11 protein-coding genes are annotated in these 13319 nt (G+C 53.4%); all 11 read left to right on the top strand.

Translation table 11 applies throughout. From position 1 onward, the window contains the following. Positions 1-6: 6 nt before the first annotated feature. The 11 genes from SHK35_RS02940 (at position 7) to hslO (ending at position 13309) form a co-directional block, all read left to right on the top strand. The gene (locus SHK35_RS02940) at positions 7-687 is read left to right on the top strand and encodes a hypothetical protein (protein ID WP_318708497.1); all 681 of its coding nucleotides are present in this window, start codon (positions 7-9) and stop codon (positions 685-687) included. A gap of 216 nt (positions 688-903) precedes the next feature. Beyond that, complete coding sequence (locus tag SHK35_RS02935; protein ID WP_318708496.1) at positions 904-1938, top strand: hypothetical protein; 1035 nt, start codon at positions 904-906, stop codon at positions 1936-1938. An 82-nt stretch (positions 1939-2020) separates the two neighbouring features. After that, positions 2021-6340 carry an InlB B-repeat-containing protein gene (locus SHK35_RS02930; RefSeq protein WP_318708493.1) on the top strand — a complete coding sequence of 1440 codons (4320 nt, stop codon included), beginning with the start codon at positions 2021-2023 and terminating at the stop codon, positions 6338-6340. Between the two features lie 6 nt (positions 6341-6346). Further along, the gene (locus SHK35_RS02925) at positions 6347-7006 is read left to right on the top strand and encodes a hypothetical protein (RefSeq protein ID WP_318708491.1); all 660 of its coding nucleotides are present in this window, start codon (positions 6347-6349) and stop codon (positions 7004-7006) included. 62 nt (positions 7007-7068) lie between these two features. Beyond that, positions 7069-7947, top strand: a complete 879-nt coding sequence (locus SHK35_RS02920; protein WP_318708487.1) for a basic amino acid ABC transporter substrate-binding protein — start codon at positions 7069-7071, stop codon at positions 7945-7947. A 131-nt stretch (positions 7948-8078) separates the two neighbouring features. After that, positions 8079-8777 (top strand): amino acid ABC transporter permease, encoded by a 699-nt coding sequence (locus SHK35_RS02915; RefSeq protein ID WP_318704432.1) that lies wholly within the window; start codon positions 8079-8081, stop codon positions 8775-8777. Next, positions 8764-9486 (top strand): amino acid ABC transporter ATP-binding protein, encoded by a 723-nt coding sequence (locus SHK35_RS02910; RefSeq protein ID WP_318704431.1) that lies wholly within the window; start codon positions 8764-8766, stop codon positions 9484-9486. The genes SHK35_RS02915 and SHK35_RS02910 overlap by 14 nt, the downstream gene beginning before the upstream one ends. Positions 9487-9521: 35 nt before the next feature. Next, a complete protein-coding gene (locus SHK35_RS02905) occupies positions 9522-10538 on the top strand; it encodes a tetratricopeptide repeat-containing glycosyltransferase family 2 protein (RefSeq protein WP_318708485.1) in 1017 nt (338 codons plus the stop codon). Positions 10539-10542: 4 nt separating this feature from the next. After that, positions 10543-11619: a histidinol-phosphate transaminase gene (hisC, locus tag SHK35_RS02900; RefSeq protein ID WP_318708483.1), complete on the top strand. Its 1077-nt coding sequence runs from the start codon at positions 10543-10545 to the stop codon at positions 11617-11619. Next, positions 11619-12428: a class I SAM-dependent DNA methyltransferase gene (locus SHK35_RS02895; protein ID WP_318704428.1), complete on the top strand. Its 810-nt coding sequence runs from the start codon at positions 11619-11621 to the stop codon at positions 12426-12428. The genes hisC and SHK35_RS02895 overlap by 1 nt, the downstream gene beginning before the upstream one ends. A 2-nt stretch (positions 12429-12430) precedes the next feature. Continuing rightward, positions 12431-13309, top strand: a complete 879-nt coding sequence (hslO, locus tag SHK35_RS02890; protein ID WP_318704427.1) for an Hsp33 family molecular chaperone HslO — start codon at positions 12431-12433, stop codon at positions 13307-13309. Positions 13310-13319 lie beyond the last annotated feature (10 nt).

Here is a 13319-nt window from a genome sequence, read left to right as displayed (position 1 = left end):
AGTTTTATGAAGCTGCGAAAAAAGAAAAAATTGGAAAGCAGAGAAGCGGGAGCCGGCCGGGGCTGGATTATCAGTATTGCAGCGGCATTTATTGCTGCGCTGGCAGTTTATGGAGTGATGCTCAGCTTAGAAAAAAATATGCTGACACAGTATGAAAAGGGATGTATTTACGTGGCAGCCAGACAGATTCCGGAAGGACAATATATCACGGAAGAAAATTGCGGGGACTATTTTGTGAAAAAGGAATTGGATAAAAGCTGTATTCCCCAAACGGCTATCAGCAGCCCCAAACAGGCACAGGGGTTGATTGCAATTACTGGAATCGAGGAAGGCGTTTTGCTTACGGAGGGTATGTTTGAGGAATTAAACGAAATCACAAGCAAATTGGAAAATCCTGTGATAGCCGGGTTTAAAGCAGAGGATTTGTATCAGGTTGCAGGAGGCGTTCTGCGTTCCGGAGACCGCATACATATCTATTCTGTGAAAGAGGAAGGTAAAGAGGCTTCCACTGTGTGGAAGAATGTTTTTGTACAACAGGTATTTGATACGTCGGGAAACCGGATTTCCAATGAAGACGGCGACACGGCGGCACAGCGGATAAATATATATCTTGCGGAGGAGGATGTGGAGCGTTTTTACGAACAGCTTTCTGCCGGTTCCCTGCGGGCGGTAAAGGTATGTGATTAAAGTGCATCAGCTGTGCTTTTCTGCTGCTTTGCAGCTGAACCTGCTCATGTCCGGGCACTGTAATGCTTGCGAAATGCTTCCATTTGTGTTATTTTTTATCAAGACAAATGGCAGATGCAGGAATCAGGCAGTGTACCTTGAAAACTGCATAGGCCGGAAAACTTTACAATCATTTAATTGTAGTATGGGGGATTTTCCATACGGAAAAGGGGGGTTATGAAAAAGAAAGCAGTAAATGCAGCATTCTGCCTGGCTGTGTCCCTGATGCTGGCGCTTGCAGGCTGCGGGAGCACAGCGGAAGAGGGCGCGGGAGGACAGACCCAGGTGCTGGATGAAAGGGAAGTGGAAGTACAGGAAGAAAAAGAGGTGGTGGCCACCGGAAAGATCACCATGGAGCCGGAGGAGACGGAGGAAGCAGAGCAGACGGCGGAAACAGAGGAAACGAAGGAAGCGGCCGGGACGGAGGAGACAGAGGAAACGGAACAGGCGGCAGCAGAAACAGCGGAGGAAACAAAGCAGGCAGCTGCTTCCCAAAGCACTAAGGCCGCCCAGACGAAGGAAAGCACAAAGGCCTCCAGCAGCACCGGCAGCACGGCGGCGTCGAAGCCTGCGGAAAGCCAGGCAGCCTCCGGCAGCGGAACCGGCAGCACGGCGGCGTCGAAGCCTGCGGAAAGCCAGGCAGCCTCCGGCAGCGGAACGGGCAGCACGGCGGCGTCCAAGCCTGCAGAAAGCCAGGCAGCCTCCGGAAGCAGCACAGGCAGCACAGCGGCATCCAAGCCTGCAGAGGCCCACACCCACAGTTTCACGTCTGTGAAAATTTCGGACGCTGACTGCGAATCCGGCGCCGTGTATGAGGAACGGTGCAGCTGCGGGGCCACAAACGGCACCCACACGGAGGGCAGCGGCCTGGGCCATGACTACCAGTACAGCGGCCCCTACGTGGCAGCCACCTGCTCCGGCGGGGGGATTGATGAAGACAAGTGCACCCGGTGCGGCGCCATAAGGTGGACAAATGTGCCCGCCCTCCCCCACAGCTGGACGGAGACCCTGACCTACGGGGGAAACTGCATCAGCCCCCAGGAATACACTATCACCTGCAGCGTGTGCGGGGCCCCCGGCGGCACCCGGCTGGGAGACTATACGGACGACCATGACTGGCAGACAGTGTCCTGGCAGGAAGCAGACCCGGTGACCATGGAGTACATCACAGTCACCAAGGTAAAATGCAGCCGCTGCAATGCGGAACAGTAACGGAATAAAAAAACATTGTAAAGGAACCGGAGAAATCCGGTTCCTTTCTGCGTGGAAAAAAACAGAAAGAAGGGATAAGCCTATGAAGAAAAAAAGGAAGAAGCCCGGCAGGCTGCTTTTGTCCCTGGGGGCGGCGGCCTTTGCGGCGGCCCTCCCCGGCCTGTCCTTAAAGGCCGAGGCTGCGGGGAGCATCTATGAAAGCCCCTATGTGAGCTTCTCCCCGGACGGGGCATGGTGGACGGTGGCGGAGGACCTGCCGGAGGGGACCCAGGGGAATTTTAAGGACCCGGCCTGCTGGTATGACTCTGACACCGTGGTGGATACAGGAATAGAGAGCACCCTGCGGGGGCTGGAGACGGGGGAGCACTATTATGCCTATGACAGAAACGGGATCATCCCGGTGGGGTACTGGGAGATCGGATACCGGGGGGCCAACTGCTGCCACACCAACGGCGGCGCCACTGACATCGGGGGGATCACGGACATCAACAACAGCCGCCTGTGCCTGCAGCCCTACTGGTCCGGATGGCTGGCCTACTGCGCGGACTGCGGGCAGCGGATTGTAAACCGGCTCCATTACATGAGCCTGGATGCGGTGAGTTCCATCAACGCCATCGACGTGGACATTTCCTATTTTTACCTGTGCCCCAACGAGAACGGGGACGGCACCCAGTGCAGGCACCTGGAACAGGGAGCGCCCGCTTACCCACACCAGTGCAGCGCGGTTTCCTGGAACCGGTACCAGGTGGTTTATGATGCCAGTGCAGATACCGTGAAAGGAATGATGGCCCCAAGTTTCCATATATACAACAATGCAGAGGAGTATGAGGGGAGCCGGGTCACCCCCCAGACGAGGCTGAGCCTGAACACCTATTCCCGGCCGGGGTATGAGTTTGTCTGCTGGAACACAGAGCCGGACGGCAGCGGCACTTCCTACGGGGACGGGGCGGAAATCCGGAACCTGACCGCAGAGGAGTACGACAAAGCGGCGGGAAAGGGAGTGGTGACCCTGTATGCCCAGTGGAAAAAGACCACAAGCACCCTCCTGGTCGACCCGGCAGGCGGCACTTACGAGGGGAAAAGCGGGACGCAGGCTGTCACCCAGGGATACGGCACTTTTTATGATGCGGACCCGGAAAAGATAACGGCCCCCGGGGGGCATACGGTGTCCTTTGAGACCAACGGAGGGAGTGAGATCGCCCCCATCACGGGAACCCAGCATTTTTCCCACTGGGAGTTTTCCCATGACGAAGCCCTGCCGGGGGACGGGGTGTTCTCCTCAGAGAAAAACAGGTACCTGTTCCGGGGCCCCCAGGACGCCGTGGACAGGCTGCAGGCGGCATACGAGAAGGACGCCATCATCCTGCCCACGCCGGAGAAGCCAGGCTCCTCCTTCGGGGGCTGGTACAAGGATCCGGAGTGCACTGAGCCGGCGGGGGCAGGCGGGGATGAATACACGCCCTCCCAGGATGAAACCCTGTATGCCCTGTGGGCGGAGCTGGTGCTCCAGTCCCGGGACAACTACACGGCAAACGGCGGGAAGGGGGCAGTGGACCTGGCATGGCAGCAGAAGGACAGCGCAGACAAGAGCTACAGGCTGTACCAGAGCCGGGACGGGGTGCATTTTTCACAGATCTACGGCGCAGAGGAGACCATAGACCGGAATGCCTCCGATGAAACCTTCTCCTACAGCGGCAGCATGCGCCAGTACACGGTGCCCTATACGGGCTTTTACACCCTGTCCGCTTACGGGGCACAGGGCCAGGGCTGGCAGGACATCCCGGGCGGCCTTGGGGGAAGCGCGGAAGGGAAGTTTTATTTAAAGAAGGGGGACGTGCTCTCCATCCTGGCAGGCGGAACCGGCGGATACGGCGGCGGGGGAACCGGCAGTGTCTATGGAACCGGCGGGGGCAGGACAAGCATTGTCTCCCGGATGCAGGGCACCCTTTTAGTGGCCGGAGGAGGCGGCGCGGCCACCCCCATGGGCGCGGGAGGCGCAGGAGGGGCCGGGGGAAGCCAGACCTCTTCTGCGTCCGGCGGAAGCGGCGGAGCCGGAGGAGGCGGCGGATACAGGGGCGGCAGCGCCGGGGAGCTGGTCATCCATGAGCATACGGACGAATGCTATTATGTGAAGGACCTGTCCTACACCTACAGCACGGCTGGCATACACACCATCGCAGGCTGGGGCCTCAGGGGGGCCAGGAGATTTGCCGGATGCACAAGCCCCAGCTGGGTGACTGATGAAAATGGCATGACGGAAAGCAGCCTGATCCCCACAAAAGGGAACCCCACGCTGGAAATCGACCTGCATGTGAACGCCTGGTCCAACAACGCCATGCAGACTTATGTCTATGTAACGGTTTATGACAGCAGCAGGCGGCAGATCTACAGCTGGCGGGCGGATGAGTACAGCCAGGTGACAGACGGGAATCCCGGGGAATCCTGGGAGGACGGGGACGGCTGGCACGGCACGCCGGACGTTTTTGACATTGAAACGGTGCTTTCCGTGGATGTGTCAGGGACAGACGGCGTCTGGGTGGCATACGGGATCGGCACCACCAGCCGGGATGACGAGGGAGAGCCCTTTGCGGCCTGCCACTATGGCTATAACCTGAACACCATTTCCCTGTCAGGGGGCGTGGAAAAGGAACTGATCTGCGGGTACAAGGAAGGGGAGGTCATCTCTGCAAAGCCTGCCTATGGGGGGACCAGTTATGTAAATACCGCTGCCGCATCCACTTACCAGAGCAGGGCCGGTGTAAGAAGCGGAAACGGCTCTGCCTCCATAGCAGTAAACACGGTGGGCTTTATGGACGCCCTTTCCTTAAACGGTGTAACAGCTACGGACTATGCAGCGCCGGATGCAGTGGATGCAGACAGTGTGGAAATAGAAGCGGCGGGAGCCGGGGCCGTGCTGGTGTCCTTTGACAGGCCGGAGGATAACGGCACACCCTACTATCACAGGGCGGAATCCTATCTGACAGGGACGGCTTCCCTTTTATGCACCTCCAATATCACAAAGAACATCCTCACAAGCGGCGTGGCAGGATACTATTATGTGCTGGACACAGAAGAGAAAACTGCTGCAGGAGCCGGAAACGGCAGGTTTACGGCGGATGAGAGCCTGACGGTGCAGGCAGGAGGACAGGTGCAGTACCTTCATGTAGCGGCAGTGGACATAGCAGGAAATGTAGGGGAGACAGCCCACATTCCCATTAACGAAGGGGAAGTGCTGTGGAAGCTTTATACCAGGCAGCTTTCCATTGAGGAAGCAGACAATGTGTATCCTGCAGGCCGGGAAAAAACCTGGTATGTGCGGGCGGACGGCAGCACCCCGTTTACACTGCGCCACAGCGCATACATGGACGGTACCGCCAGCAGGGACTATCAGATCAACTATACCATCTTCCAGACCAGGACGGAGGGAAGCATCGGCAGAAATATCGTGTTTACGCCAAGCCATGACATCAAAGACGGTACCATCCTGACAAAAGCTGCGGAGCTTTCCTATACTGTGGAAGGAGAAACGCTGCTTGGGCAGTATCCTTACATTGTCACGGAGAGAAGCAGCCGGAACCGGGAGCTTTCTGCCACCCAGAAGTTTACCTTAGACAGGGCAGCCCAGGGACAGCAGATAGAGGTTGCGCCCATGGCCGGGGCGGCCCATGCACAGGGAATACAGTACACAGAGGAAAGTGCGGACCGCTTAAATGGCATTGTGCTGATCGGAGACGGGGAGGCGCCTGTGGTAAACGGCCTGGAGCTTTTGGAAAACAGGGAGCTGATTGACAGAAGGGAGGGAACCGTCACCCTGGATGTGACAGCGGCGGATGCCCTGAGTGGGGTGAAGGAATTTTATATAGTGATAGAAAACAGGGATAATGCTGCCACCCAGACCTACACCGGGGATGAAAATGGGAGGATACAGATCGAGATTACAGCGGATGAGCCCATTTTCAGCGGGGATTTCACCGTTACGGCCCGGGCGTTGGACAATGTGGGGAATGTGGCGGAAAAGACCTGCAGCGTCACAGAATTTGCCCTGGAGGCAGAGGTGGAAAGAATCTTAGAGCCCCATACGCCGGTATTTAAGAGGGGGGAAAGCGGCATTTTAACGGTCACGGTCTGGGGCTATGCAGACCGGGTAGAGGTGGAATTTCCAAAAGAGCTGACAGATTTAAACCCGGATTTGAACCAAACCTATGTGTACACGGATGCACCCCAGTACAGGCAGGAGGAGAAGCTGCAGTTTATGATTCCCCTGTATGCCCCGGAAAAGGAAAGCTATACCATAACGGTCCGGGCCTATAAGGGAGACAGGAGGCTGGAGGAGCATCCACGCCTTGGGGTGGTATCTGTGGAGGGCAGTGTACTGCAGGATTTTAGGACAAGGCTGAGGTAAGGGGATATGCTGATATTTCTAATGACCCGGGGAGCGTTATTTCAAATCTGCAGTCTGGACAAGGAAATGAAGGGCTGCGAAGAAATACTGCGCGGAAAGGGAGCGGCTGTGTTTGGAGCTTTATGCTGCATAAACGGCGTAATGGCCTATATCCTTGCAGCACAAAAAGCCAATGCCTTTTTTCAGGGGCCGGCGGATGACTGTTACGCAGGTCTTGTGCGTTATCTGCTTTTTTGTGTAACGGCGGCCTGTTTTTTACTGGCTTGCATAGAGGACTGCTGGATATGCCAGGTTCATAATTTTGTGTGGTGGACCGGGGCGGCTGCGGGGGCGGGACTGTTATTTTCTGCCGGAGAAAACAGAGGGAATGTGTTCGATTTACTGCTGTTTATTCTTCTGCAAGAGCTTTTCTTCTGCCGGTTTTACGGGAGGGCCGATTGCCACAGCTTCTGTGTCTGCGCCATGGTACAGTGTGCCCTTGGCGCAGGATTTACAGCCTATCTTTTTTTGATGCTTTTGGCTGTAGGGATGCTTGGCCTGGTACAGGCATTTCGGCACAATATAAATAAGAAGGGAAATCTGAAAATTCCTGTCCCCTTTCTGCCGTATATTACCATATCTCTTTGGCCGACGCTTTTTCTTGTATATTTATTCAAACATAGTTGATTTTTTCCCAGAAAGGTGATATATTAATCCAGATTCAAAGTATGTTTCAGGAGGATGTAATTATGAAAAAAATAATTGCCATGACCCTTGCTGCGGTAATGTGCGCAGCGGCACTTACGGCCTGCGGCAGCGACGCTGCAAATGCAGACGTGCAGAGCACTGTTTCAGAGACGCAGAGCGCGTCCACCGAAAGCGCTTCTACAGAAGCACAGGAGACCCAGGCTGCTTCTGAGGAAAGTGCTTCCACAGAGGCAGAGACTGCAGACGGCGACAATGTGCTGATTGTAGGAACCAATGCCGAGTTCCCGCCCTTTGAGTATGTGGGGGATGACGGAGAACCCGACGGCTTTGATATTGCGCTGATTAAGGCGATCGGCGAGAAGCTGGGTATGGAGGTACAGGTGGAGAACATGGAGTTTAACTCCCTGATTGCTTCCATCGGCACTAAGATTGACGCAGTCATCGCAGGCATGACCGTGACAGAAGAGCGCGCGGCTGCAGTGGATTTTTCCGACACCTATTATGAGGCTGTACAGTCTGTGATTGTTCCTGCAGATTCTGACATTAAGGCGGCTGCGGATCTGGAGAACAAGACCATCGGCGTTCAGCTGGACACCACCGGCAACTTTATCGCAGACGAAATTCCCGGAGCTACGGTGCAAGCTTATAATAAGGGCGCTGATGCGGTAAACGATCTGATCAACGGAAGAGTGGACGCTGTCATCATCGATACCAATCCGGCACAGGTGTTTGCACAGCAGTTTGAGGGAGAGCTGGTTGCGCTGGACGGTGCGGACTTTGATTTTGAGGCGGAGTACTATGCGATTGCCCTTCCCAAGGGAAGCGATCTGGTGGAAAAGGTAAATCAGGCCATTGCCGATCTGAAGGCAGACGGCACCTTTGACGCTCTGGTGGCACAGTATATCGGCGAAGTGGAATAGTTATTTTGTATAAATAAACAAATTTCGCACATTTTGGAGGATAATGGTTGTACCGTTATCCTCTTTTTGGTATGATAGATATCATGATATCTATATCTATCACGACAAAAGAAAGAAGAGGATTCTGAGCTATGGAATGGTTAAATTCTGTCTGGCTGAAGATTGAGGCCGCCTTTATCACGGGAGACAGGTGGAAGCTGTATGTAAGTGGTCTTGGAATTACCATGGAGGTGGCTTTTTTTGCGGCTATCATCGGTGTGGTCATAGGCACTGTGGTGGCGTTTATGAAGCTGTCGCGCAGAAAAAACGGCAAGCCCACCATATTGACCCATATTGCGGGAATTTACATTGACATTATCAGAGGTACGCCCTCTGTCCTGCAGCTGATGATCATGTGGTTCGTGGTACTGGCAAGCTGTAAGAACGGAATTCTGGTGGCCAGCATCACCTTCGGGATTAACTCCGGGGCTTATGTGGCGGAGATTGTCCGTGCTGGGATTCTGGCGGTGGATAAGGGACAGACGGAGGCAGGCCGTTCCCTGGGACTGAACAACTTTCAGACCATGCGCTATATTGTCATACCCCAGGCGTTTAAAAATGTGCTTCCTCCTCTGGGAAACGAGTTTATCGTGCTGATCAAAGAGACTGCCATTGTAGGCTATGTAGGGCTCAGCGATCTGACCCGTGTATCCAATCAGGTGGGCTCCAGGCTGTTTGACTCCTTTACGCCACTGGTAGGCGCGGCGATCGTCTATTTTATCATCATTAAAATATTGACCAAGCTGCTGGAAAAACTGGAGAGGAGGCTGCGGAAAAGTGATAACCGTTAAGGATCTGCATAAAAAATTTGAGGACAACCATGTTTTGCGTGGAATCAACTATGAGATACAGCAAGGGGAAAAGATCGTGGTCATAGGCCCTTCCGGATCGGGGAAAAGCACCTTTTTACGGTGTCTGAATCTGCTTGAGACGCCCACAAGCGGAGAAATATGGTTTGACGGACAAAACATTACCGATCCCAAAACAGATATCAACAAGGTGAGAGAGCATATGGGTATGGTGTTTCAGCACTTTAATCTGTTCAATAACCTTACCATCATGGACAATATCACCCTTGCGCCCATAAAGCTAAAGCTGATGAAGCCCGAGGAGGCGAAGGAAAATGCGCTGAAGCTGCTAAACCGGGTGGGGCTTTCCGAGAAGGCCGACGCCTATCCCAGCTCTTTGAGCGGCGGGCAGAAGCAGAGAATTGCCATTGTCCGTTCTCTGGCCATGAGCCCGAAGGTGATGCTGTTTGACGAGCCCACCTCCGCCCTTGACCCGGAAATGGTGGGAGAGGTTTTGGAGGTTATGAGAGAGCTGGCAGAAAGCGGCATGACCATGGTGGTGGTGACCCACGAGATGGGCTTTGCCAGAGAGGTGGGAACCAAGGTAGTGTTTATGGATCAGGGGAATATCGTGGAGGAAAATACCCCGGCTCAGTTTTTTGCAAATCCCAAGAGTCCCAGACTGCAGGAGTTTCTTTCCAAAGTGCTGTAGGAGCGAGGACTCTGCAAAGGTGAAAGGACAGGGCAATGATAACCATTTCATTATGTATGATTGTAAAAAATGAAGAGAAGGTACTGGCACGGTGCCTGGACAGCATTGCGGATCTGGTGGATGAAATTATTATTGTGGACACAGGCTCCAGTGACAGTACAAAAGAAATTGCAGCCCGGTATACCGGGCTGCTTTACGACTTTCTGTGGACGGATGATTTCAGTGCGGCCAGGAATTATGCCTTTTCCAAGGCCACTAAGGAATATATTTATTCTGCGGATGCGGACGAGGTGCTGTCGGAGGAAAACAGAGAGCGCTTCCGGATATTGAAGGAAACACTGCTTCCTGAGATTGAAATTGTCCAGATGAAATATGGGAATCAGCTTCAGTATGGCACAGTTTACAATTTTGATGAGGAATACCGTCCCAAGCTTTTTAAAAGACAGCGGGAATTTGTGTGGGAGGAGCCAATCCATGAACAGGTACGGCTGGCTCCTGTTTTGTACGACAGCGATATTGTGATCACCCATATGCCCCAGCAGAATCATGCCGGACGTGATCTTGCAAATTTCAGGAAGCAGACTGCAGCCGGCCGGCGGCTTTCCAGAAGACTGCACAATCTGTATGCCAGAGAGCTTTACCTGTCCGGCGGGAGAGAGGACTTTGCGCAGGCGGCGGATTTCTTCCAAAAATCTGCGGCAGATGTGAACAGAAGCAAAGAGGAGCTGGTGGAGGCATGCTGCGTTGCGGCGAAAGCGGCCAGACTTTCAGGGGATGTGGGAGCCTTTCTGAAATATACGTCAAAGGTCATTGCAGGGGAGGGCTGCTCGGAAATCTGCTGTGAGCTGGGTCAGTTTCATGAGGAGCGAAAGGACTATGAAGAGGCTGCAATTTGGTATTACAATGCGGTCTATGAGACCGCACCGGCGTTAAGCATCGCCTGTGGGGACAGAGAGGGCCTTAAGGGGCTGATCCGCTGCTATGAGGCCCTTGGAAACAGGGAGCAGGCCGAAGCGTATAGAAAAGAGCTTGCAGCATTGGAGGAAGGATAAGAGCATGGAAAACAGAAAGTGGGAAGAGAATATAAGAAGGGTGATCCCCTATGTGGCGGGGGAACAGCCAAACAAGGCGGGGATGATAAAGCTGAACACCAATGAGTGCCCCTATCCCCCCTCTCCGCAGGTAGAAAAAGCACTAAAGGAGCTGGATTCCAAAGCGTTTCGTCTGTATCCTGATCCTGACAACAGACTGCTTACCCGGGCTTTGGCGGAGTACTACCATGTGGAGCCGGAGCAGGTCTTTGCGGGGGTGGGCTCAGACGACGTGCTGTCCATGGCGTTTATGACCTTTTTTAACGGCAAAAAGCCCATTTTATTCCCGGATGTCACCTATTCCTTTTACGATGTGTGGGCTGGTCTCCATCACATACCCTATGAAACCTGCCCGCTGGATGAAAGCTGGCATATCAGGCCAGAGGATTACAGGCGGCCAAATGGAGGCGTGATTTTTCCCAATCCAAACGCCCCTACGGGACTTTGCGAAAGTCTGGATACGGTGGAAGAGATTGTAAGGGATAACAGGGACTGTGTAGTGATTGTGGATGAGGCTTATATTGACTTTGGGGGAGAGAGTGCGCTGCCCTTGTTAAAGAAGTATGATAATCTGTTTGTGGTGCAGACCTTCTCAAAATCCCGTGCCATGGCAGGAATGCGCATCGGCTTTGGCATTGGGAATGAGCGCCTGGTGAAATATTTGAACGATGTAAAGTTTTCCTTTAACTCCTATACCTTGAATCTTCCCGCACAGGTGCTGGGGGCGGAAGCAGTAAGAGACGAAAAATATTTTCGGGATACCACAGACAGGATTATTGCCACCAGGGAAAGGGTGAAGCAGAGGCTGGCAGAGTTAGGCTTTACTTTTCCGGACTCTATGGCAAACTTTATTTTTGCGTCCCACAAGAGCATACCGGCGGGTGAGATTTTTCAGGCGCTGCGTGAGAGAGATATTTATGTGCGGTATTGGAATAAACCCAGAATCAACAATTATCTTCGGATCACCATAGGAACAGATGAGGAGATGGATGTGCTTCTTGCCTTTTTGGAGAACTTTATTGCCGGAAAGGGGTGCAGGTAATGGAGAGAAATGACGGTATTTATGGAGACTTTGCCGCTGTATATGACAGGTTTATGGACAATACTCCCTATGGGGAATGGTGTCTTGTACTGACGCAGCTGATAGAAAAATACGGTGTGTCGAAACCTGAACGGGATAGTGAGGAACTGCTGGAGGCAGAACGAAATCTGGTGGTGGATTTAGGCTGCGGCACAGGCACTCTGACAGAGCTGCTTTATGAAAAGGGCTATGACATGATCGGCGTGGACAGCTCCCAGGATATGCTCAATATCGCCCTGGAAAAGCGGGAAATGAGCGGTTCTGAAATCTTATACTTACAGCAGGACATGCGAGAGCTGGAGCTGTATTCCACGGTGGGAACCGTAATCAGCGTCTGTGACTCCTTAAATTATATTCTGGAGGAGGAAGAGCTTTTGGCGGTCTTTTCTCTGGTAAACAATTATCTTTATCCCGGGGGCATTTTTATCTTTGATTTCAACACAGCCTATAAATACCGCGAGGTGATCGGGGATACGGTGATTGCGGAAAACAGAGAGGACTGCAGCTTTATCTGGGAAAATTTCTACGACCCTGAGGAGGAGATCAACGAGTATGATCTCACTGTATTTGTGCGGGAGGAGGAAGAGCTGTTCCGTAAGTTTACAGAGACCCATTTTCAGCGGGGCTATACCAAGGAGCAGATAAAAGCCCTGTTGGAAAAGGCGGGAATGACGCTGGTAGAAATGTTTGACGGGGACACCAGGGGAGCGGTGACTGATATGAGCCAGAGAATCTGCGTGGTTGCCAGAGAACGGGGAAAGGAGCAATGAAAATGTCTGATTATATCGTGAGAGCTTCGGCTGCAGACGCCCAGATCCGCGCTTTTGCCTGCACTGCAAGAGAGGTGGCGGAGACGGCCAGAAGGGCCCATAATACAAGCCCCGTGGTAACGGCGGCTCTGGGACGGCTTTTGAGCGCCGGGGCAATGATGGGCGTTATGTTAAAGGGAGAACAGGATATTTTAACGCTGCAGATCAGTGGGGACGGTCCGGCGGGAGGGCTTACTGTAACTGCAGATTCTCATGGAAATGTAAAGGGCTACGCCAATGTGCCGGATGTAATTCTTCCCGCAAATGCCGTGGGGAAGCTGGATGTGGCGGGAGCCATAGGAAAGGGAAGCCTGCGGGTCATAAAGGACATGGGCTTAAAGGAGCCCTATGTGGGACAGACTCTTTTGCAGACGGGCGAGATTGCGGAGGATTTGACCTATTATTTTGCTGCCTCCGAGCAGGTGCCCTCCAGCGTGGGGCTGGGCGTGCTGATGGAGAGAGACAACACTGTGAAGCAGGCGGGCGGCTTTATCGTACAGCTGATGCCCTTTGCAGAGGAAGGGGTGATAGACAGGCTGGAAGAGAATCTGAGAAAAATCACCTCAGTGACCGCTCTGCTGGAGGCAGGAAATACCCCGGAACAGATTCTCGGACAGCTTCTTGCGGGACTAAACATGGAGATCACAGATACCATCCCCACAGCGTTTGTGTGCAGCTGCAGCAAAGCGCGTGTGGAAAAAGCTTTGATCAGTATCGGAAAAGAGGAGCTTAAGGACATGATTGAGGAAGGAAAAGAAATAGAGGTTAACTGCCATTTCTGCAATCGAAATTACTGCTTTAGCGTAGAGGAGCTAAAGCAGCTGTATGAAAAGGCTCGCTGAGAGGAGGGGA

This window comes from Candidatus Acetatifactor stercoripullorum (genome assembly GCF_944382095.1).
Lineage (GTDB): Bacteria > Bacillota > Clostridia > Lachnospirales > Lachnospiraceae > Acetatifactor > Acetatifactor stercoripullorum.
The sequence above is the reverse complement of the archived record's forward strand: the minus strand, read 5'-3'. Positions and strand labels throughout refer to the sequence as shown.

Excerpts from the sequence above, each read along its gene's own strand:
- SHK35_RS02935 (WP_318708496.1), top strand. The coding sequence starts at position 904 with ATGAAAAAGAAAGCAGTAAATGCAGCATTCTGCCTGGCTGTGTCCCTG.
- SHK35_RS02920 (WP_318708487.1), top strand. The coding sequence starts at position 7,069 with ATGAAAAAAATAATTGCCATGACCCTTGCTGCGGTAATGTGCGCAGCG.
- SHK35_RS02930 (WP_318708493.1), top strand. The coding sequence starts at position 2,021 with ATGAAGAAAAAAAGGAAGAAGCCCGGCAGGCTGCTTTTGTCCCTGGGG.
- SHK35_RS02925 (WP_318708491.1), top strand. The coding sequence starts at position 6,347 with ATGCTGATATTTCTAATGACCCGGGGAGCGTTATTTCAAATCTGCAGT.
- SHK35_RS02905 (WP_318708485.1), top strand. The coding sequence starts at position 9,522 with ATGATAACCATTTCATTATGTATGATTGTAAAAAATGAAGAGAAGGTA.
- hslO (WP_318704427.1), top strand. The coding sequence starts at position 12,431 with ATGTCTGATTATATCGTGAGAGCTTCGGCTGCAGACGCCCAGATCCGC.
- SHK35_RS02915 (WP_318704432.1), top strand. The coding sequence starts at position 8,079 with ATGGAATGGTTAAATTCTGTCTGGCTGAAGATTGAGGCCGCCTTTATC.
- SHK35_RS02895 (WP_318704428.1), top strand. The coding sequence starts at position 11,619 with ATGGAGAGAAATGACGGTATTTATGGAGACTTTGCCGCTGTATATGAC.
- SHK35_RS02940 (WP_318708497.1), top strand. The coding sequence starts at position 7 with ATGAAGCTGCGAAAAAAGAAAAAATTGGAAAGCAGAGAAGCGGGAGCC.
- hisC (WP_318708483.1), top strand. The coding sequence starts at position 10,543 with ATGGAAAACAGAAAGTGGGAAGAGAATATAAGAAGGGTGATCCCCTAT.